16 protein-coding genes are annotated in these 20,688 nt (G+C 72.1%); 6 read left to right on the top strand and 10 right to left on the bottom strand.

Going from position 1 to position 20,688, the window contains the following annotated elements; translation table 11 throughout:
• Positions 1-24: 24 nt before the first annotated feature.
• The 4 genes from DMB38_RS28630 to DMB38_RS28615 are packed head-to-tail and all read right to left on the bottom strand — an operon-like array spanning position 25 to position 7,584.
• On the bottom strand, positions 25-660 hold the full coding sequence (locus tag DMB38_RS28630; protein ID WP_125937563.1) for a sarcosine oxidase subunit gamma family protein: 636 nt from the start codon (positions 658-660) through the stop codon (positions 25-27).
• The gene (locus DMB38_RS28625; protein WP_125937562.1) at positions 653-3,847 is read right to left on the bottom strand and encodes a sarcosine oxidase subunit delta; all 3,195 of its coding nucleotides are present in this window, start codon (positions 3,845-3,847) and stop codon (positions 653-655) included. The genes DMB38_RS28630 and DMB38_RS28625 overlap by 8 nt, the downstream gene beginning before the upstream one ends.
• A gap of 11 nt (positions 3,848-3,858) precedes the next feature.
• On the bottom strand, positions 3,859-5,091 hold the full coding sequence (locus tag DMB38_RS28620; protein ID WP_125937561.1) for a sarcosine oxidase subunit beta family protein: 1,233 nt from the start codon (positions 5,089-5,091) through the stop codon (positions 3,859-3,861).
• A gap of 54 nt (positions 5,092-5,145) precedes the next feature.
• Entirely contained in the window at positions 5,146-7,584 is a 2,439-nt protein-coding gene (locus DMB38_RS28615; RefSeq protein WP_125937560.1) for an FAD-dependent oxidoreductase, read from the bottom strand.
• Between the two features lie 306 nt (positions 7,585-7,890).
• Here DMB38_RS28615 and DMB38_RS28610 point away from each other — a divergent pair, with 306 nt between their 5' ends.
• Positions 7,891-8,637, top strand: coding sequence for an IclR family transcriptional regulator (locus DMB38_RS28610; protein WP_125939335.1), 747 nt, complete (start codon positions 7,891-7,893; stop codon positions 8,635-8,637).
• 50 nt (positions 8,638-8,687) lie between these two features.
• On the opposite strand, the gene DMB38_RS28605 is transcribed toward DMB38_RS28610, so the two are convergent.
• The 4 genes from DMB38_RS28605 to DMB38_RS28590 form a co-directional block, all read right to left on the bottom strand.
• Positions 8,688-9,821 carry an aromatic ring-hydroxylating dioxygenase subunit alpha gene (locus DMB38_RS28605; protein WP_125937559.1) on the bottom strand — a complete coding sequence of 378 codons (1,134 nt, stop codon included), beginning with the start codon at positions 9,819-9,821 and terminating at the stop codon, positions 8,688-8,690.
• A 66-nt stretch (positions 9,822-9,887) separates the two neighbouring features.
• Positions 9,888-11,078: an FAD-dependent oxidoreductase gene (locus DMB38_RS28600; RefSeq protein ID WP_206337758.1), complete on the bottom strand. Its 1,191-nt coding sequence runs from the start codon at positions 11,076-11,078 to the stop codon at positions 9,888-9,890.
• The gene (locus tag DMB38_RS28595; protein WP_125937558.1) at positions 11,075-11,437 is read right to left on the bottom strand and encodes a bifunctional 3-phenylpropionate/cinnamic acid dioxygenase ferredoxin subunit; all 363 of its coding nucleotides are present in this window, start codon (positions 11,435-11,437) and stop codon (positions 11,075-11,077) included. The genes DMB38_RS28600 and DMB38_RS28595 overlap by 4 nt, the downstream gene beginning before the upstream one ends.
• A gap of 223 nt (positions 11,438-11,660) precedes the next feature.
• Entirely contained in the window at positions 11,661-12,746 is a 1,086-nt protein-coding gene (locus tag DMB38_RS28590) for an S-(hydroxymethyl)mycothiol dehydrogenase (RefSeq protein WP_125937557.1), read from the bottom strand.
• 353 nt (positions 12,747-13,099) lie between these two features.
• Here DMB38_RS28590 and DMB38_RS28585 point away from each other — a divergent pair, with 353 nt between their 5' ends.
• On the top strand, positions 13,100-15,106 hold the full coding sequence (locus DMB38_RS28585; RefSeq protein WP_125937556.1) for a glycoside hydrolase family 9 protein: 2,007 nt from the start codon (positions 13,100-13,102) through the stop codon (positions 15,104-15,106).
• A gap of 61 nt (positions 15,107-15,167) precedes the next feature.
• Here the strand turns inward: DMB38_RS28585 and DMB38_RS28580 are convergent, their stop codons facing one another.
• Positions 15,168-15,761: a hypothetical protein gene (locus DMB38_RS28580; protein ID WP_125937555.1), complete on the bottom strand. Its 594-nt coding sequence runs from the start codon at positions 15,759-15,761 to the stop codon at positions 15,168-15,170.
• 419 nt (positions 15,762-16,180) lie between these two features.
• Between DMB38_RS28580 and DMB38_RS28575 the strand changes: the two genes are divergently transcribed.
• The gene (locus DMB38_RS28575) at positions 16,181-17,545 is read left to right on the top strand and encodes a S28 family serine protease (RefSeq protein WP_125937554.1); all 1,365 of its coding nucleotides are present in this window, start codon (positions 16,181-16,183) and stop codon (positions 17,543-17,545) included.
• Between the two features lie 136 nt (positions 17,546-17,681).
• On the opposite strand, the gene DMB38_RS28570 is transcribed toward DMB38_RS28575, so the two are convergent.
• Positions 17,682-18,311, bottom strand: coding sequence for a type III effector protein (locus tag DMB38_RS28570; protein ID WP_125937553.1), 630 nt, complete (start codon positions 18,309-18,311; stop codon positions 17,682-17,684).
• A 127-nt stretch (positions 18,312-18,438) separates the two neighbouring features.
• Between DMB38_RS28570 and DMB38_RS28565 the strand changes: the two genes are divergently transcribed.
• The 3 genes from DMB38_RS28565 (at position 18,439) to DMB38_RS28555 (ending at position 19,859) form a co-directional block, all read left to right on the top strand.
• On the top strand, positions 18,439-18,870 hold the full coding sequence (locus DMB38_RS28565; protein WP_125937552.1) for an Hsp20/alpha crystallin family protein: 432 nt from the start codon (positions 18,439-18,441) through the stop codon (positions 18,868-18,870).
• An 84-nt stretch (positions 18,871-18,954) separates the two neighbouring features.
• Positions 18,955-19,350, top strand: a complete 396-nt coding sequence (locus DMB38_RS28560) for a DUF2267 domain-containing protein (RefSeq protein WP_125937551.1) — start codon at positions 18,955-18,957, stop codon at positions 19,348-19,350.
• Between the two features lie 65 nt (positions 19,351-19,415).
• A complete protein-coding gene (locus DMB38_RS28555; RefSeq protein ID WP_125937550.1) occupies positions 19,416-19,859 on the top strand; it encodes a DUF2267 domain-containing protein in 444 nt (147 codons plus the stop codon).
• Positions 19,860-20,688: the final 829 nt, after the last annotated feature.

Raw genomic sequence — 20,688 nt, 5'->3', positions numbered from 1 at the left:
TCCCGGGTCGGCCGCCGTCGCCGGTCACGATACGGGCCGGGCCGCGGCCGGCCGGCCGGTGGCGTACTCCGTCGCCGCGTCGAGCAGCCAGTCCGTGAGGTGGCCGGCGAACGACGCGCGGACCAGCACCCAGAACCCGGCCCGGGGCTCGTCCCGGGCGACCACCACGGCCTGGGTACGGCCCAGGGTCGTCTGGGCGCAGCGTCCGGCGCCGAAGGCACGCGGATGCAGGTCCAGCGGGCAGCCGTGGGCCAGGAGGTCCCGGGCCCGGGGGCCGGAGACGAGGAGCGTGGTGCGCTGGGCGGAGACGTCCGTGACGGAGACGGGTTCGTCCCTGGCGGCCTCCCGGATCCGGCTCTCCAGCTCCCGCCCGCCGCGCGGTGGGCCGACGACCAGCCATTCATCCGGGCCCAGCCACAACGAGGTGAACTCCCCTGCGCGCACCGTGGTGTTCGGTTCGAGAGGGAGACGAAAGCCCAGCGCCAGCCCGAGGGCGTCCACCGCGGGCCCCTTGGGGTCGAGCCGCACGTCGACCTGGGTGAGGAAGGGGAGTTCGGCCAGCCGGACCGCGCCTCGGGACGTACGCGTGGCGGCGGCCAGGCGGCCGGCCACATGCGCCAGCGGGCTGCGGAGCGGGGTGTCCGTGGTGGTGTCAGCCATCGCGGCGGGCTCCCTCGGGGTCGTAGAGGACAGGGCTGGCGACGGTCACCGGGATCACCCGGTCGCCGACGGCCGCGTGCAGCCGCTCGCCGATACGGTCCCGGCCGCCCTTGACCAGGGCGAGCGCGAACGTCCGGCCGAGGGCGGCACTGCGGTAGCTGGAGGTGACGTGGCCAAGCATCGGGACCGGCGGCGCGGGCAGCTCGCCGCCGGCGACGAGGTGGGTGCCCTCCGGCAGGAAGGCGGCGGGGTCCTCGGGGAGGAGGCCCACGAGGTGCTTCCGGTCGGGGCGGACGGTGTCGGCGCGGGCGTGCGAACGCTTGCCGATGAAGTCCGGCTTCTTCTTCGACACCGCCCAGCCCATGCCGAGGTCCTGGGGGGTGACGGTGCCGTCGGTGTCCTGGCCGATGATCGGGTAGCCCTTCTCCGCCCGCAGGACGTGCATGGTCTCCGTGCCGTACGGCGTGATGCCGTCGGGCGCGCCGGCCTCGTACAGGGCTTCCCAGAGGGCGAGGGCGTGCCAGGCCGAGACGTTGATCTCGTAGGCCAGTTCGCCGGAGAAACTGATCCGGCACACCCTGGCCCCGATCCCCGCGACCGTCGTCTCCCGCCACGCCATGAACGGGAAGTCGTCGTTCTCCACCGCCAGCCGGGGCGCGAGCGCACCGAGAACCCGGCGCGCACGCGGGCCGACCAGAGCGACGGTGGCCCACTGGTCGGTGACGGAGGTGCAGTGGACCCGCAGTTCCGGCCACTCGGTCTGCAGCCACTCCTCCATCCAGTCGAGGACCGCGGCCGCGTTGCCCGTGGTCGTGGTGGCGAGGAAGCGGTCCCCGGCGAGGCGGATGACCGTCCCGTCGTCGAAGACCATCCCGTCCGGGCGGCACATCACGCCGTAACGGATCCGGCCGGGTTTCAGGGTGCTCATCATGTTGGTGTAGAGCCGGTCGAGGAAGACGGCGGCGTCCGGGCCCTGGACGTCGATCTTGCCGAGGGTGGAGGCGTCCATGAAGGCCACCGACTCGCGGGCCGCGCGGCACTCGCGCAGCACGGCAGCGGCCATGTCCTCGCCGTCCCGCGGGTAGAACCACGGCCGCTTCCACTGGCCCACGTCCTCGAAGCGGGCGCCGTGCGCGACATGCCACGGGTGCAGCGCGGTCACCCGCACGGGGTCGTACAGCGCCCCGCGGGCGCGGCCGGCGAGCGTGGCGAAGGAGACGGGGGCGTAGGGCGGGCGGAACGTGGTCGTACCGAGTTCCGAGACGTCCACCCCGAGCAGTCCGGCGACCACGCCGCCGGCCAGGGCTCCGGAGGTCTTGCCCTGGTCGATGCCGGTGCCGGCCGTGGTGTACCGCTTGGTGTGCTCGACCGAACGCATGCCGGCGCCGGTCGCCCGCGCCAGGTCGGCGACGGTGACGTCCCGCTGGAGGTCGACGTAGCGGTGGGCACCCGAGGCGCCGGGGACGGAGTGGATGTGCATGGGCGGCGTATGCGGCTGTGCGGCGAAGACCGGGAGATCGGGCACCGTGGGCGCGTAGCCCTCGGCCTCGGCGGCGCGGGCACCGGCGTCCGCCCCCTGCGCCAGTGCCGCGGCCGGGTCGGACACGCCGCTCGCGCCGCCCACGGCCTCGACCGCCTGCCGGCAGGCGCCGGGGACGAAGGCGCCCAGCGCCTCGTCGTAGCGCAACTCGCCGCCGGCCTGGCCGAACAGGTGCACCGCCGGGTTCCAGCCGCCGGACACCAGGAGCAGGTCGGCGGCGAACCGCTGCCCCGTGGACTCTCCGTACGGGGCGACCGTCACGGCCGTGAGGCGCGCGTCGCCGTCGGTGGCGGTGACGGCGTGCCCGGCCAGCACCCGGATGCCGGCCGCCGCGGCGCGGTCGGCCCACTCCCCCGGTTCGGCGCGGGTGTCGACGATCGCCGTGACCTCGGCGCCCGCACCGTCCAGGTCCAGCGCGGCCGGGTAGGCGCTGTCGTTGGTGGTGAAGACGACCGCCCGCCGGCCGGGCAGGACGCCGTGGCGGTTGACGTAGGCGCGGGCGGCGGAGGCCAGCATCACCCCGGGGCGGTCGTTGTCCGCGAAGGCCAGCGAGCGCTCGTGGGCGCCGGTGGCGAGGACGACGTGACGTGCCCGGATACGCCAGACGCGTTCGCGGGAGACGTGCGCCGGCGCCGCGGCGCCGAGGTGGTTCGTACGTCGCTCGACGGCGAGGAGGTAGTTGTCGTCGTAGTAGCCGAAGACCGTCGTACGGGCAAGGACGCGCACCTCGGGTTCGGCGGCGAGGCGCCCGGCGGTCTCCGCGACCCAGTCGAGGCGTTCGCCCGTGTCCAGCAGGCTCCCGCCGGGTCCCGGCCGGTCGTCGGCGAGGATGACGCGTGCTCCGCCGTGCGCGGCGGCCGTCGCCGCGGCGAGTCCCGCCGGTCCCGCGCCGACCACCAGGAGATCGCAGTGCGCGTGTACGGCGTCGTAGCGGGCCGGGTCCGGCTCCGCGGTGAGCCGCCCCCGGCCCGGCAGGCTGTGCGCCACCAGACCGTCGTACAGCTCAAGGGTCGTCGCGGGCACCATCGTCTCCGGGAAGGTGCCCTCGACGCGGACGAGGGCGTTGGGCTCCTCCGCCCCGGCGGTGAAGATGCCGCGCGGGCGGCCGTCCCGGATGCTCGTACCGCACCGGATGACGCCGTTCGCGAGGAGGGCGGAGGCGAGGGTGTCGCCTGGGCTGCCCCGGTATGCGGTGCCGTCGAAGGTGAAGGCGAGGGGCGTGCCGCGGCGGTCCCGGGCGCTTGCGGCGCGGCGCGGCGGGCGGCTTCCGGCGTGGCCGCCGGCGGCCGCGGCGCTCCCGCGGCCCGTGTTCTGCCGCTCCGGCTCCGGAGGGATCCGGCGGCGGGACGCCGGACGGACGGGATCCGGCTCCGCGGCGGCCGGCGGCTCCGCCCCCACCTGGTACACCGCCAGGATCTCGTTCGTCGAGGTGTCCCGTACCGCGTTGAACCAGCGGCGGCAGCCGGCCGCGTGGCTCCACCGCTCGGCGAAGGGGCCCTGCGGGTTGGCGCGGAAGAACAGGTAGCGGGCCCACTCCTCGTCGGTGAGGCCGGCCGGGGTCTGGGGATACGGCACGTGTGCCTGGCCGCCGTAGCGGAACTCGGCCTCGTCCCGGGGCCCGCACCACGGGCAGGTGATCAGCAGCATGGTTCGGCTCCCTAGTGGGCCACCGCGGCCGCGCCGTGCTCGTCGACGAGGGCGCCGGTGGTGAAGCGGTCGAGCGAGAAGGGGGCGGCCAGGGGGTGCGGCGTGTCGTGGGCGATGGTGTGGGCGTAGACCCAGCCGACCCCCGGCGTGGCCTTGAACCCGCCCGTGCCCCAGCCGCAGTTGAGGTACAGGTTTCCGACCGGGGTCAGTCCGACGACGGGCGAGGCGTCGGGGCTGATGTCGACGATGCCCGCCCAGGTGCGCAGCACGTGGGCGCGGGCGAAGACCGGAAAGAGCTCCAGGGCCGCGGACATCTGCTCCTCGATGAGGTGGAAGGCGCCGCGCCGGGTGTACGAGTTGTACGCGTCGACGCCCGTGCCCATGACCAACTCGCCCTTGTGCGCCTGGCTGACGTACGCGTGCACCGTGTTGGACATGACGACCGTCGGGTGCACCGGCTCCAGGAGTTCGGAGACGAGCGCCTGCAGCGGGCGGCTCTGCAGCGGCAGTTCGAGGCCGGCCATGGCGGCGAGGACCGACGTGTGGCCCGCGGCACAGAGCGCGACCTTGCCGGCGGCGATCGGCCCGAGCGTGGTCTCCACGCCGACGACCCGGCCGCCGGCCAGCCGCACCCCGGTGACCTCGCAGTTCTGGATGATGTCGACGCCCGCGGCGTCGGCGGAACGGGCCAGGCCCCACGCGACGTGGTCGTGCTTGGCGATACCGGCGCGCGGCTGGTAGGTGGCGCCCAGCACCGGGTAGCGCACGTCGGGTGAGACGTCGACGATCGGGCAGACCTCTTTGACCTGCTCGGCGCCGAGCCATTCGGCGTCGACGCCGTTGAGCCGGTTCGCCTCGACGCGGCGCACCCCTTCGCGTACGTCCTGGAGGTTGTGGGCGAGGTTCAGCACGCCGCGCTGGGAGAACTGCAGCGGGTAGTCGAGTTCCTCCGTCAGTCCCTCCCACAGCCTGAGGGCGTGCTCATAGATGCCGGCGCTCTCGTCCCACAGGTAGTTGGAGCGGATGATGGCGGTGTTGCGGGCCATGTTGCCGCCCGCCAGCCAGCCCTTCTCCAGCACGGCGACGTCGGTGATGCCGTGGTTCTTCGCCAGGTAGTGGGCGGTGGCGAGGCCGTGTCCGCCGCCACCGACGATCACCACGTCGTACGCACGCTTCGGATCGGGGTTGCGCCACAGCCGGTCGGGGTGCTCGGGGAGGCCGGCGCCGGGTGTGCGGGGGCTCATCGGACGACTCCGTCTGCTGGAAGGGGCGGTTACGGCGGGTACGCCTGCGGCGCGCTAGCCGCGGAGCCGGGTCATCGCCGGGTCGAACAGCGGCTCCTCGGCGACGACCGCCTCGACGGTCTGGTCGAAGTAGCCGATGTGCAGGGCGGTCCCGGGGACGCCGAGTTCCGCGGGGAGCCACGCGTAGGCGATGCCCTTGCCGATCGTGTAGCCGTACGCGGCGCTGGTGACGTACCCGGCCACGCGGTCGCCGTCGTACACCGGCTCCTTGCCCATGACGACCGCCCGCGGGTCGTCGACGGTGAGGCAGGTCAGCTTCCGCCGTACGCCGTCCCTGCGGCGTTCCAGCGCGGCCTTGCCGATGAAGTCCTCCTTGTCGGGCTTGACGGCGAAGCCGACGCCGGCCTCGTACGGGTCGTGCTCGTAGGTCATGTCGGTGCCGAAGGAGCGGTAGCCCTTCTCCAGGCGGAGGCTGTTGAAGGCGCCGCGGCCCGCGACGATGCCGCCCAGCGGCCCGGCCGCCCGCCGCAGCGTGTCCCACAGTTTCCGGCCCAGGTCGGCGGTGGTGTACAGCTCCCAGCCCAGCTCTCCGACGTAGCTCAGCCGCATGGCCGTCACCGGAACGCTGCCGACGTGGGCGCGCTTGGCGCGGAAGTACTTCAGCCCGGCGGCCGAGAAGTCCTCGTCGGCGAGCGGCTGGAGCACCTCGCGGGCGAGCGGTCCCCACAGGCCGATGCAGCAGGTGCCCGGGGTGATGTCGCGGACCTGGACCGTGCCGTCGGCGGGGAGGTGGCGGGTGAGCCAGTCCAGGTCCAGGTTGCCGTTGGCGCCGATCTGGAAGAGGTCGCGGCCCAGCCGGGCGACGGTGATGTCGCTGCGGATGCCGCCGTCGTGGTCGAGGAGCAGGGTGTACGTCACCGAGCCGACGGATTTGTCGACCTTGCCGGTGCACATGCGCTGCAGGAAGGCGGCGGCGCCCGGGCCGCGGACCTCCAGGCGCTTCAGGGCCGTCATGTCGTACATCGCGACGGTCTCCCGGGTGACCTGCGCCTCCGCGCCGACGATGGGCGACCAGTAACGGGCGGCCCAGTCGTTCGGGGTGGGGACGGAGCGGCCCGCGACGAGGGGGGCGTTGGCCTCGTACCACTGCGGGCGCTCCCAGCCGTTCGCCTCCAGGAAGAAGGCGCCGAGCTCCTCCTGACGGCCGTGGAAGGGGCTGGTGCGGATCGGGCGCGGCTCCCCCGCCGGCTGCAGCGGGTGCAGGATGTCGTAGACCTCGACGAAGTTCCGACAGTCGCGGGCCAGGACGTACTCCGGGGCCAGTTGGTGCGGCTCGAAGCGGTTGACGTCGCACTCGTGGAGGTCGAAGGAGGAGCAGTAGCCGTCGACGAGCCATTCGGCCATGGCCCGCCCGACGCCCGCGGAGTGGGTGACCCAGACCGCCTCGGCGACCCAGAAGCCCGCGACGTCAGGGGACTCGCCGAGGAGCGGATTGCCGTCGGGGGTGAAGGAGAACAGGCCGTTGATGCCCTCCTCGACCTTCGCCTCCTGCGTCGCGGGGAGCAGGGAGCGGGTCTCGGTCCAGGCGTCGGCGAAGTCCTCCTCGGTGAACGCCAGCACCGAGGGCATCCCCCCGGCCTCGTCCACGGAGAGGATGTCGTCCGGGGAGACGGGCATGGGGCGGTGACCGTAGTAACCGATGCCCAGGCGGTCGAAGCGGTCGCGGTAGTAGAGGTCGGCGCCCTGGTGCCGCAGGATCGGGCGCACCGCCTCCTCGGTCTGGCCGGCCAGGGTGGGGACCGGTCCGGTCCAGGCGAGTTGGTGGGCGAGCGGGGTGAGCGGGAGCCTCATGCCGGCCATGCCGGCGATCCTCGGGCCCCAGATGCCGGCGCAGCACACGACGATGTCGGCGGGCAGCTCGCCGTGGTCGGTGCGGACGCCGGTGACGCGGCCCTCGCTCTGCCGGACGTCGAGGACTTCGTGGCGGGCGAGGAAGCGGACGCCGCGCGCGGTGGCCCTGCGGATCTGCGCCTCGACGGCGGGAACGGCCTTGGCCAGCCCGTCCGTCGGCACCAGGAGACCGCCGAGGACCCGGGCCCGGTTCAGCAACGGGTGCCGCTCGGCGCACTCCTCGGGCGTCAGCAGCCGCGCCTCGACGCCCCAGGCGGTGAGCCAGCCGTGCCGGCGGTGCAGCTCGGCGAGGCGGTCGGGGGCGGTCGCCACCTCCAGGCCGCCGACCTGAAGGAAGCAGGGCTCGCCCGCGACCTCGAGGGAGCAGAGCTTCTCGACGGTGTAGCGGGCCAGTTCGGTCATGGTCTTCGACGGGTTCGCCTGGAAGACGAGCCCCGGGGCGTGCGAGCTGGATCCGCCGGTGGCGGGGAGCGGGCCCTGGTCGACCACGGTCACTTCGGTCCAGCCTCGCGCCGAGATCTCGTCCGCGAGCGCCGCGCCGACGACGCCCGCTCCGATGATGACCACTCGGGGTCCCGCCATGGCCGCACCTCCGGATTGAAAACCCAGTCCATCCGCGACGGTTGCTAGATACGCAACATGACTCGTTCTACGCAACAAATGTGCCCGGGGGGCAGGCGGGGTGTCAAGGGGTGCCGGGGCGCCCGGACGCACGCCCTCACGCCCGTGAGGAGCGGTCCGGCGGTGCGCTCCACGGCCAACGGCCGCACGGGAGTGCGACTTCCGTTCCCTCACGTCACGCTCAGTAGCGTTGTTTACTGTAGGTATAGTTTCGTTGTGAGCAACGACAATCCTTTCTCCGAAACCTCGACACCGCCCGCCGGCGGAGTGCAGTCGGTCGACCGCGCCATCAGCGTTCTGGAGATCCTGGCCCACCACGGTGAGGCGGGGGTGAGCGAGGTGGCCGCGGAGATCGAGGTCCACAAGTCCACCGCGTTCCGCCTCCTCGGCGCCCTGGAGGCCCGCGGTCTGGTGGAACAGGCCGGTGAGCGCGGCAAGTACCGCCTCGGCTTCGGCATCGTGCGCCTGGCCGCCGCGGTGACGGGTCGCATCGACATCACGCAGCAGAGCCGTCCGGTCTGCGAGCGTCTGGCCGAGGAGCTCGGCGAGACCGTCAACGTCGCCGTGCTGCAGGAGCACTTCGCGATAAACCTCTACCAGGTGCGCGGCCCGGGGGCCGTCGCCGCGCAGAACTGGGTCGGCCAGCTGACCCCGTCGTACGCCACGTCGAGCGGCAAGATCCTCCTGGCCCACCTGCCCGCGGAGGAGCGCGCCGCGCTGCTGGCCGAGACCAGTCTGAAGAAGGTCACCCCGCACACGATCTCCGCGAAGACGAAACTCGAGAAGCACCTCGCCGAGGTCCGCCGGCGCGGCTACGCGTGGAGCCTGGAGGAACTGGAGGTCGGACTCCACGCCATGGCCGCTCCGATCCGCAACCGGTACGGAGACGTCGTCGCGGCGGTGAGCGCATCGGGACCGGCGTACCGGCTCACCGAGGAACGTCTGCACGAGCTGTCCGATTTGCTCGTCAAGGGCGCGGAGGAGATCAGCCACCGGATCGGCTACCCGGACTGAGCCGCCCGGTCACCGCCTCCTCCGGCCGCCGCGCCCGCGGGCGCCGGCCGCTACCGCGGCTGCCCTGCGCCCAGGCGCTCGCGCACCCAGTCGTGGAAAGCGCCGATGTGGTGCTCGCTCGGCACCAGTACACCTCCCTTGGCGTACATCCGTGAGCTCATTCCGGGCTGCGTGCGCTCGCACGCCTCGAAGTCCTGCCGGTTGACCCGGTCGAAGAGCTCGACCGACCGGCTGAGGTCCCTGCCGCCGTCGACGACGTGCGGGACGTACAGCCAGTCGCATTCGACGACCGTGCGGTCGACGGCAGCCGGATAGACCCGGTGGAAGATCACGTGGTCGGGGACGAGGTTGATGAAGACCTGCGGCTTGACGGTGATCGCGAAGTAGCGCCGGTCCTGGTCCTCGGCGACGCCGGGGATGCGGTCCAGACCCGCGGAGCCGTCGACGGTGAATCCCTCGATCTCCGCACCGAACTCGGCACCGTGGCCGACGTAGTACTGGGCGGCCAGCCCGTCGGCGAACTCGGGGAGCACCTCGGTGAGTTCGGGGTGGATCGTGGCGCAGTGGTAGCACTCCATGAAGTTCTCGACGATGAGCTTCCAGTTGGCCCTCACGTCGTAGACGATCCGTCTGCCGACCGAGAGGCCGCCGATGCCGTAGTGCTCGACCGCCTCCGCGTCGCCCAGACGGCCGGCGACGTCGCCGACGACGTCCTCCTCGAAGGAGGGCGGATGCTCCGCGAGGCAGACCCAGACGTAGCCGAGCCATTCGCGGCTGGCCACGCTCGCCAGGCCGAACTCGGTGCGGCCGACGTCGGGCATCCTGGTGAGGTTCGGCGCCGCGATGAGCTTGCCCGTCAGGTCGTACGTCCAGGCGTGGTACGGGCACTGAAAGGCCCGCGCGACCTCACCGCTCTCCTGCGTGCAGAGCTTCGCTCCGCGGTGCCGGCAGACGTTGAAGTAGGCGCGGACGGAGCCGTCCCGGGCGCGGGTGACGAGGATGCTCTCGCGGCCCACGTCGACGGTGCGGAAGGCGCCGGGCTTCGCGATGTCCGACGCGCGCGCGACGCAGAACCACATGGTCTCGAAGATGCGCTCCTGCTCCAGGGCGAAGACCGCCGGATCGGTGTAGGAGGAGCCCGGGAGGGTGGCGATCAGGCTGTCCGGCAGGCCGGTCGAGGTCACGGTGCACTCCTCGGCAATCGTCGTGGATCCGTCATGGGCGACCGCGGCAGGGGATGCCCGGCGGTGTCAGGCGGCCGTGGCGGTGAGCTGCTTGCGCCAGCGGGTGAACTTCCGCGGCTGGTTCATGCCGAGCACGGCGACCGGATGCCCGGCGCGCCGGTAGACGGCCAGGACGTTGCGGTCGTCCGGAGCGCCGTCCTCGATCGTCACGCTGTCGGCGCCGGACGCGTGACCGGCGAACTGGATCCGCACCCCGTACTGGTCCGACCAGAAGTACGGCGGCCGCGGCGGACGCGGTGCCGCCGCTCCGCCGGAGAGAAGCGTCGCGACGGCCACGTCCGGGCGCTCGCGGGCGCCGGTCCAGTGCTCGACCCGGCGGTGGGCGCCGGCGAGCGGGTCGTGCCAGTTGGCGCAGTCGCCGACCGCGACCACCCCGGGCACGCTGGTGCGGCCGTCCGCGCCGCACGTGACGCCGTTGCCGAGCGCGATGCCGGAGCCCTCCAGCCACCCGACGCACGGCCGGGCACCCACACCGGCCAGCACGACGTCGGCGGGGATGCCGCGGCCGTCGGCGAGGAGGACCGTGCCGGCCCGTCCCCGGGCACCGCCCGGGGAGGACCGCCCGATCCCGTCCACGCCCCTGACGCCGACACCGCACAGGAGCCGTACGCCGTGATCCGCGTGGAGGGCCGAGACGAGGCCGCCCATGGTCTCGCCGAGCGGTCCCGAGAGCGGCGTCGGGGCCGCCTCGATCACCGTCACCTCGTGGCCGAGGGCGCTGGCGGTGGAGGCGACCTCGGCACCGATGAACCCGCCGCCGATCACCACCAGCCTTCCGCCCGCGGCCAGTTCCGCCCGCAGCCTGCGGGCGTCGTCCAGGGTGCGCAGGACGTGCACCCCGGCCAGCCCTTCGGTGCCGGGGAGGGTACGCGCCGCGGCGCCGGTCGCGATGACGACGCCGTCGGCGCGGACCTCCCGGCCATCGGCGAGCCGGACTGAGCGGTGGGTGCGGTCGAGCGCGGTGGCACGGGCGCCGAAGAGCCAGTCGGCCCGCAGGTCCTCGTCGTCGGTCTCCAGGGCGAGTTCCGCCTCGCCCACGTCCCCGGCGAGGAACTCCTTCGACAACGGGGGCCTGTCGTACGGGCGGTGGGGCTCGTCTCCGATGACGACGAGCCGCCCGTCGTAGCCCTGGCGCCGCAGTGCCCGCGCCGCCGACAACCCTGCCAGCGACGCCCCCACCACGGCCACGGTCCTCACCCGCCGGCCCCGGCGAGCCGGGCCGCGACGCAGGCCGGCAGACGGGGGGCGGCAGTGGAGAGCCGGACGTAGATCATGCCGTCCTCGATCACGACCTCGTGGGTTCTCACGGGCCGCTTCGCCGGCGGGGCGTCGACGGCGCCGGTCTTCAAGTCGAACTTGGAGGCGTGCAGCGGACACTCCACCCAGCAGTCCTCCAGCCAGCCGTCGGCGAGCGAGGCGTCCTGGTGGGTGCATGTGTCGTCGATGGCGAAGACCTCGCCGGCATCGGTGTGGAACACCGAGACGGGCGGGTCGCTGTCGAGCCGGAAGGCCTCTCCCCGCGGAAGATCCGCGAGTCGGCACGCGGGAATCATCATGACACCTCGGTGCGTATGGCGAAACAGAATGCGGTCAGCGCAACATCAGTCTGCGGCGGGCCCTCCCCCTTGTCAAGGCGTTCTCCGGTCACCCAGTTGCCTATGAAACAACTTCAATCTCCATACGAAACGGAAGCGGAGAGGGGGGCGCAACGTCCGAACCGGCCTTTTCCCGGCCGGGCCGGCGTGCGCACGCGCACGCCGGCCCGCCCCCGGTCGACGGTCAGAGGACGACCACCGAGCGCAGCACGCCGCCCTCGCGCATGCGCTCGAAGGCCGCCTCCACCCCGTCCAGCGCGATGGTCTCCGTGACGAAGGCGTCCAGGTCGAGGCGGCCCTGCAGATAGAGGTCGATAAGCATCGGGAAGTCCCGGCCCGGCAGACAGTCGCCGTACCAGGACGACTTGAGCGCACCGCCCCGGCCGAAGACGTCGAGCAGCGGCAGCTCCAGCGTCATCTCCGGGGTCGGGACACCGACGAGGACGACTGTGCCGGCCAGGTCGCGGGCGTAGAACGCCTGCTTGTACGTCTCGGGGCGGCCCACCGCCTCGATGACCACGTCGGCGCCGAAGCCGCCGGTCAGCTCCCGGATCGCCGCGACCGGATCGGTGTCCCGGGAGTCGACGGTGTGGGTGGCGCCCAGTTTCCCGGCGGTCTCCAGCTTGCGGTCGTCGACGTCCACCGCGATGATCTTCGCCGCTCCCGCCAGGTACGCCCCGGCGACCGCGGCCGCGCCGACCCCGCCGCAGCCGATGACGGCCACGCTGTCGCCCCGCCCGACCCCGCCGGTGTTGACGGCCGCACCGAGGCCGGCCATGACCCCGCACCCCAGCAGACCGGCGGCGGCCGCCGACGCGGCCCGGTCGACCTTCGTGCACTGCCCGGCCGAGACCAGCGTCTTCTCCGCGAACGCGCCGATACCCAGCGCCGGCGACAGTTCGGTTCCGTCGGCCAGGGTCATCTTCCGCTGCGCGTTGCGGGTGTCGAAGCAATACCACGGCCGCCCGCGCAGGCAGGCGCGGCACTGCCCGCACACCGCCCGCCAGTTGAGGATGACGAAGTCGCCGGAGGCCACGTCGGCGACGCCCGCGCCGACCGACTCCACGGTGCCCGCGGCCTCGTGGCCCAGCAGAAAGGGGAAGTCGTCATTGATGCCCCCCTCGCGGTAGTGCAGGTCCGTGTGGCAGACGCCGCATGCCTCGATCCGGACGAGCGCCTCTCCCGGTCCCGGGTCGGGCACGGTGATCGTTTCCAGGCTGACGGGGGCTCCCTTCGCCCGCGCGACGACGGCACGTACCTGATGAGTCATGGCCACTCCTCGGCTGGTTCACGAACCTCGGATCGTGTTGCTTATGGCGGCACATAGTTCATCCACCGCAACACAGAATCGTGGCGTGCCGGGCAGGGGTCAAGGAGCGTCCCGCGGGGATGACGGTTGCGGGACCGCAGCCCGGCAGTGCCGGCTTCGGCGCGCCACCACGGACGCCATCACCAAGGAGCCGGGGACCGGAACCGCCTGGGCGGTCACCACCGGCGCCGGACATCCCGCTCACCGCTCACATCATTGACGTGAGCACGGCACAAGAGGAGCATGGGAGCCGATTGGGAGCGCTCCCACTCCTGTCGGGATCCCGCTGACCACGGAATCAGAAGGGCCGCCGCATGCCGACTTCCGCATCCGCTCATCCCGCCCGCGGCGCCGGCCGCAGAGGCCCCCGCCGATGGAGCCGCGGCCGGTCCGGGCTCGTCGCCGGGCTGATCGCCGGCGTGGTGTTCGGCGGCGGGCTGCTCGCCCCGCCCGCGGCGGACGCCGGCGAGTCGCCGGAGGCGGGGTTCAACTACGCCGAGGCACTGCAGAAGTCGATGTTCTTCTACGAGGCGCAGCGCTCCGGTGACCTCCCGGCCGGCAACCGCGTCGGCTGGCGCGGCGACTCCGCGCTCGACGACGGCTCCGACGTCGGCGTCGATCTCACCGGCGGCTGGTACGACGCCGGCGACCACGTGAAGTTCGGCTTCCCGATGGCGTTCACGACCACACTGCTGGCCTGGGGCGGGCTGGCCGCGGAGGACGGCTACCGGCAGTCGGGGCAGCTCGCGTACCTCAAGGACAACCTGCGCTGGGCCAACGACTACTTCATCCGCGCGCACCCCGAACCCGACGTCCTCTACGCCCAGGTCGGCGACGGCGAGGCCGACCACCGGTGGTGGGGACCGGCCGAGGTCATGCCGATGGAGCGGCCGTCCTACCGGGTGCACCCCGGCTGCCCGGGATCGGACGTCGCCGGCGAGACCGCCGCCGCCATGGCGTCGTCCTCGCTGCTCTTCGCCGACGACGACCCGTCGTACGCCGCGACCCTCGTCCGGCACGCCGAGGAACTGTACGACTTCGCCGACACCCACCGGGGCGTCTACTCGGACTGCGTGCCCGCCGGCAACTTCTACCGATCCTGGTCCGGCTACCAGGACGAGCTGGTCTGGGGCGCGTACTGGCTCTACAAGGCGACCGGCGACGCCTCCTACCTCGCCAAGGCCGAGACCGAGTACGACCGCCTCGGCACCGAGCCGCAGACCGACACCCGCAGCTACCGCTGGACCCTGGCGTGGGACAACAAGGCGTACGGCGCCTACGCGCTGCTGGCCATGGAGACCGGCGAGGACCGGTACGTCCAGGACGCCAACCGCTGGCTCGACTACTGGACCACCGGTGTGGACGGCCGGCGTGTGCCGTACTCGCCCGGCGGCCAGGCCGTCCTCGACACCTGGGGCTCGCTGCGCTACGCCGCCAACACGGCCTTCGTCGCCCTGGTCTACTCCGACTGGCTCGCCGCCACCGACCCGGAGCGGGCGACGCGCTACCGCACCTTCGGCGAGCGCCAGATCGACTACATGCTCGGCGACAACCCGCGTGACTCCAGCTACGTCGTCGGCTTCGGCGCCAACCCGCCGCGCAACCCGCACCACCGCACCGCCCACGGCTCCTGGACCGACCAGCTCACCGCACCCGAGACCAACCGCCACGTGCTCTACGGCGCCCTGGTCGGCGGCCCCTCCGGCCCGGACGACGAGTACACCGACGACCGCCAGGACTACGTCGCCAACGAGGTCGCCACCGACTACAACGCCGGCCTCTCCGGCGCGCTCGCCGCCCTCGTCGAACGGCACGGCGGCGCCCCACTGCCCGACTTCCCGCAGCCCGAGGAGCCCGACGGCCCGGAAATGTACGTCGAGGCGTCCCTGAACGCCGACGGCGCGGGATTCACCGAGGTCAAAGCGACCGTCCGCAACCGCAGCGGCTTCCCCGCACGGACGCTTGACCAGGGCACCTTCCGCTACTGGTTCACCCTCGACGAGGGCGTGGACCCGGCGGACCTCACCCTGTTCTCCGGCTACAGCGAGTGCCCCTCGCCACTGCGCGGGCCCTTCCAGGCGGAGGGCGACCTCTATTACGTGGAGGTGGACTGCACCGGGAAGGCGATCTTCCCCGGCGGCCAGTCCCAGCACCGCGCCGAGGTCCAGTTCCGCATCACCGGGGGCCCCGGCTGGGACCCCACCGACGACTGGTCGTACCAGGGACTGACCAACCAGCCGGCCCGCGCCGGGAACATCCCGCTCTACGACTCGGGAGAGCTGGTCTGGGGCGAGGGGCCGGGTCCGGCGCCCGAAGGCTGAACCGTTCACCCGGTGGCCATGGCCCGGTCACCGGGTGCCGCACACGACGCGCACACGACGCTCACGCCGCGGCAGGCACGCCGGCTCTGCGGCGGCGCCTGTAGTACGCGACGGTCAGCAAGGCCAGGAGCGGCCCCCACAAGATCAGCGGCGTGTAGCACGCGTAGAACCAAGCGAGTTCCCAGCCGCCGGCCTCGGTCGGGGCGTCGCCGGAGACATCGTCGCCCCGGATCGTGGTGCCCCTGATGTCAGCGATGGGCGCCAGCACCGTGAAGAGGAGCGTAAGGATCACGGCCCCGATGGAGGCCGGGAGGACCGCGGCCCAGGTCGGGACCTGCCGTCCGCGCAGAAGTGGGATCCAGCGGGGGAAGACCTCTCCCCAGCGGGCGATCAGGCCGATCGCGGTGAACGCCAGAACTTCGGAGAGGATCGACAGGGAGGGGATGTACATCCGCTCACCGAGGCTGATTCCGTCGTCGAGAGCCGCCGGGAGTCGCCATACGCTCGCCGGGAAGACGATCAGCGGCACTGCGTAGGCGGTGCGCTGCAGCCGATGGGAGACTCCGGCGACGGGCTCGTGGGCTGCCCGCCATGCCGACCGGAGCCGGCTGGACCCATCCGCAGCCGGGTCCTCGACGTGCAAGAGGGGCTGCATGTGACTCCTTGTTCTCGACATGCTGATGGCTGATCTGTCCAGCAATGACGATCACAGCGGAAGTCGTGCGACGAGTCACTCCGCGGACTGAACTTGACTCCACCACCGGGCTGACTGGGGATGCGACCGTGGAGTGACGGCAGGCGAGTCGAGGCTGGTAGCCGGGCCGCCTGCGGGGAGTCGAGCGACCGGCAGGTGCTGTGCGGGATGGCCGTCGTCTGTCCGAGGGTGCAGCCGCGGCCGGCCTGCCGGACAGGCCCCGCCGGCCCCGGGCGGCGACGTCCGGCCGGGGTCTCTCCCCTCTACGGGGGAGAAGCTCCCCCCGGTGGGGGGAGCTTCCGAAGGCGCGACGCGGCTGTACTGGACATGCGGTCGGCGGCACACGGACAGACCGGCCACCGTACGGGAGGTGGGTCATCATGCGTGCCTGGACGAGGCGACATCTGCTGCTGTCGACGGCCGCGGGCGCGGCGGGCCTTGCCGCCACGGCCGTCACGCCACCGACGTACGCGGCGGCAGAGGGCCGCCGGGGTAGCGGCGGACTCAGGGACGACGGTATCGAGGACGCTCTTCGGGCGCTTCCCGGGCTGCGCGTGATCGAGGAACTGCCGGGCGCCGGGCCGGGAGACCGCTTCTTCGTCCTGGGACTGCGCCAGCCGGTCGACCACTCCGACCGTACGGCCGGTACGTTCGAGCAGCGGCTCACCCTGCTGCACACCGCCACCGACCGTCCGATGGTCCTGTACACCACCGGATACGGGGCCGTGCTCACGCCTCGCCGTACCGAACCCGCCACCGTACTCAGCGGAAACCAACTCCAGGTGGAACACCGCTACTTCGGCGCCTCCCGCCCGCCGACCGCCGGCTACGCCCACCTGACCATCCGGCAGGCCGCCGACGACCACCACCGCGTCGTCCGTCTCTTCCGCCCGCTGTACCCCGCCGCGTGGATCTCCACCGGCGGCAGCAAGGGCGGCATGGCGAGTGTCTACCACCGCCGCTTCCACCCGCACGACGTGGACGGCACCGTGGCCTACTCCGCCCCGAACAACGTCGACGACCGCGACGACTCCGCCTACGTGCGTTTCCTCGCCCACGTCGGCACCGCCGAGACCCGCGCCGCCCTGGAGCGGGTACAGCGCGAAGCCCTGCTGCGCCGTACGGAGCTGGTCGCACGCTACGAGGAATGGGCCGCTTCCACCGGCGACACCTTCCATATCATCGGCAGCGCAGAAAAGGCCCTCGAGATCGCCGTCCTGCGCACTCCGTTCATGTTCTGGCAGTACGGCGACGGGAAGACACCCGCCGCCATCCCCACGCCCGCCGCCTCCACGAACGCGATCTACGCCTGGCTGCACGACACCGCTCAACTGCCCGTCTACGCGGACGCCGTGGCAACCCACTACGTCCCGTACTTCTACCAACTCGGCACCCAGCTCGGCTACTGGGAGGCGCCCACCCGCCACCTCTCCGACCTGGCACGCCACCCGGATGCCATGCGTCCGCGCAGCTTCGTCCCACGGGACATCCCCCTGCACTTCGACGCCACCGCCATGCCCGACATCGACCACTGGGTCCGCAGGCACGGCACCCGCCTGCTCTTCGTCAACGGCGCCCAGGACCCCTTCGCCGCCGAACCATTCCACCCCGGCGGGCGTGACGCCCGCACCCTGTGGGCCCCCCACGCCAGCCACAACGTCAGGTTCGACGACCTGCCCGCAGCCGACCGTGACCACGCCCTCGCCACAGTGAAGCGCTGGGCCTCCAGGCCCCGTACCACGTAGCACCCACCGCTCCTTCGGTACGGGGAGACCGGAGGGGATCGAGGCCGTCCTTGCAGCGGAGATCCAGGTGTGGTTGCCGCATCTGGACGAGACCACAGGCCCGGCGTCGCCGGCGGGCGGCCGGCGTCGACTCGCACTACCGGGCTGTGAGGGTGTCGAGCCGGGCGGTGAGGTCGGGGTGCGCGGCGGCCAGGTGGGGCCGGGTGGCGGCCAGGGGGGCGATGAGGTCGGCGGGGTCGTCGTGGGCGAGGGCCGCGTGGAGGTCGCTGACCGGGCGGCGGGCGGCGGCGGGAAGATCGGTGAGTGCGGTGATCTGGCCGGCGAGGCGGCGCAGGTCGGCCGCGTTGCGGCGGGCCCAGGCCGCGGTGCTGCGGTCGGCGGCCCGGGCCTGACGGGTGGCCGTCACGCGCTGTTCGCCGGTGGTCCCGGCAGGGCCGGGACGGCCGCGCAGGTAGCGGCGTTCGGCGGCCTGGCGGCTGGCGACGCCGAGGGGGCCGGCGAGCTCGGCCCAGCTCGCGCCCGCGTCGCGGGCCGTTTCGATCAGGCCGGTCTCCCACCCGGCGAGCTGCTCGCGCACCTGCCGCAGCAGCATCAGTGAGGCCAGGGCCTGCTCCGGGCCCGGCCCGGCATCGGAAGCGTTCGGGGCCTCCTGCCGGGCTTCGCGCAAGGCGTCGTCTATGGCGTTGAGGGCCGCCGCGGCGGCGAGGAACGGCACCGGGCCGTGGGCGTCGGTGCGGGACGGAGATGGCTGGTCGGCCGGGGTCACGGACACCTCCCTCGGGTTGTCATCAGACTGACGACATCATGTTTGTCATCCATTGGATGACATGTTACAACGGTGTCAGTGAGGCGCATTGGCAGCAACTGCCTGAACCTGCTGGAGGTGTTTCACGATGTTGATGCGCACTGACCCCTTCCGTGAGCTGGACCGCCTGGCGCAGCAGCTCATGGGCCCAGGCACCTGGTCGAAGCCGTCGGCGATGCCGATGGACGCCTACCGCGAGGGTGACGAGTACGTGGTGGCCTTCGACCTGCCCGGCGTCACCCCGGACGCGATCGACATCGACGTCGAGCGGAACATGCTCACCGTCAAGGCCGAGCGCAGGCCGGTGGCGAAGTCCGACGACGTGCAGCTTGAGCTGTCCGAGCGGCCACTGGGCGCCTTCTCTCGCCAGATCGTGCTCGCCGACACCCTCGACACCGAGCACATCCAGGCCGACTACGACGCGGGCGTGCTCACCCTGCGCATCCCGATCGCGGAGCGCGCCAAGCCCCGCAAGATCTCCATCGGCGCCGGCTCCGGCCGCAAGGAGATCTCCGGCTGACACCGGCCGGACGGGTGCGGAGGGCGCCTGATCTCCCCCTCCGCACCCCGTGGGCAGTCCGAAGAAGAAGGGGTGGTGGCCGAGATGACTCCGCGACGCGAGGCGTTTCTCGACCATGTGAAGGAACGCGGTGAGTACGACACCGTGGAGGAAGCCAAGCGCGCCGCGCGCGTGGTGCTCGCCCTGCTCGGCGCGCACCTGGTCGGCGAAGTCCGCGCCCAGCTCGCGGCCCGCCTGCCTGATGACTTCGCCCTCATCCTCCTCAACCCGCTGCAGAGCGCCGAACCGCTGTCGCCGGAGCGGTTCGTGCGGGCGACGGCGGCCTGGATCGAGGGCGCCACCGAGCAGACCGCGACCTGGGACGTCAGCGCAGTGCTGTCCACGGTCGCCGACACCGCCGGCGACGACCTCCTCAATGAGGTCCTGCTCCAGCTCCCCACCGGCTACGACCTCCTCTTCGGCCGCCCCCAACCCACCTGACCACCAGCCCGGTGCCGCACACCGGCACCCGCCCGACCCTGGCTTGACGAAAGGCATGCACCGCAGTGATCACCGACGTGCGCGTACCGCTTGAGCACCAGCAGCCGTACTCGACGGCGTATCAGCAGATGCTGGAGAAGGTCCGCTACGAAGGCGCCTACCCCACCCGCGAGCGGGCAGACGAAGCCATCCGCCTGGTCCTTTCGGGACTGGGACGCCAGCTCACCGGCGACGAACGCGTCGACCTGGCCGCCTGCCTGCCCCTGGAGGCCGCACGTGCCCTGACCGCGCAGATCCCCGCCCCCCAGCCGCTGACGGGCTGGGCCTTCGTCAAGGACCTCGCCGCCCGGTCCGGCGCCTCCCTGGCCACCACCCGCTGGGACACCGGCTCCGTCTTCACCGCCGTCGCCGCCCATGCCGGACCCGACCTCATCACCCGCATCCTGCACCAGCTCCCCACCGGCTACGCGCTGATGTTCGGCCGCGCCGAACTCCACCCGGCCGCGTAAACGGTCCGTGCCCTTCCAGCGCCGGGGAAGGGCTGGACCACGGTGCACGGCCCGCGCACCCCGCAGCAAGAGCCCCACGCGCAGCACAACGCCGGGAAGTGCAGAACCGCTCCGCGAGGGTTGACCGTGGAGCCTGCCCCTTGAGGATCGGGTCAGGAGCGCGAGGTCTGGATCCTGAGTGCCGGGGCGGATTGGCCCGTTTTCGGCTCGTGTAGGGATGCAGGGCGCGGGCCGTGCGCAATGCCCGTACCCACCAGGTCAGTTGGTCCAGCATGACCTTCGCTGGGCGGGATTGTGAGGGTGACGCATGGAGGGGCCCTGGTGCCGCCTGGCACCAGGGCCCCGAAGGAACTGTTACACCATCTGCCGGCCCTGACACGGCGCCGGCCTTCTGTGCGCAAACCCGATCAGGACGCTGTCGGGGCGCGGGGATCGCGATTGCTTGACCGGAGACCACCTCACTATCGATGTCCTGCGGTACCCGGGCTCAGACGTGCGCCCGGGCGATCCTGATGGTGCCTGGCTCCTCCGTTTCTTCCCTCTGGGATCTGTCACTTGCCTACTACTGGTTATGCGAACTGCACTTGCTGAACTGCGGTACTGCTCATGGCGGCCCTTGATCCTGCGGGCCACCCGGTCCGGTCGTCAGCTCCGTCGCCGTCCTGCGACAACCTGGCTTCGGAACTCCACCACCGCACCGTCCTGCACTCTGCAACTGCGGGTACTGCTGGTCGGCAGTTCGTCTCTGCCAGACCTCACTGATCTCTGGTTACGAGAGAAACCATACCCACACCGCCGCTCAATGTCTACTCCAGCCACCACAGATTTT

It is taken from the genome of Streptomyces sp. WAC 06738 (assembly GCF_003945505.1).
In the GTDB taxonomy this organism is placed as follows: Bacteria; Actinomycetota; Actinomycetes; order Streptomycetales; family Streptomycetaceae; genus Streptomyces.
This window is presented reverse-complemented; position numbering and strand designations above follow the sequence as displayed.